General features: G+C 36.1%; 1 protein-coding gene. It reads right to left on the reverse strand.

Going from position 1 to position 438, the window contains the following annotated elements; translation table 11 throughout:
• On the reverse strand, positions 1–438 hold a 438-nt coding region (locus HZY83_RS07815), incomplete at both ends, for a TCP-1/cpn60 chaperonin family protein (RefSeq protein ID WP_305038426.1).

Here is a 438-nt window from a genome sequence, read left to right on the forward strand (position 1 = left end):
GGAGCTTGTAATGCTTTAAGAACAATATTTACTCCTGTTTCAACATCGCCTTCTGCTTCAATTTCGCTTACCTTTTTATAGATATTAACTAAGGCTGTACCACCACCAGCAACAATACCTTCTTCAACTGCGGCACGTGTTGAGTTTAAAGCATCTTCGATTCGAAGTTTACGCTCTTTTAATTCAGTTTCACTTGCAGCACCTACTTTGATAACTGCTACACCACCAGCTAATTTAGCTAATCGTTCTTGTAATTTTTCTCTATCGAAATCAGAATCAGTTTCTTCAATTTGTGCTTTAATTTGACTTACACGAGCGTCGATACTATTTTCATCACCGTCACCATCTACAATAGTTGTATTATCTTTAGTGACTTCTACTTTATTAGCTGTACCTAGCATATCGATTGATGCATCTTTTAATTCTAGACCTAAATCA

It is taken from the genome of Gemella sp. GH3, from assembly GCF_013415425.1.
Lineage (GTDB): Bacteria > Bacillota > Bacilli > Staphylococcales > Gemellaceae > Gemelliphila.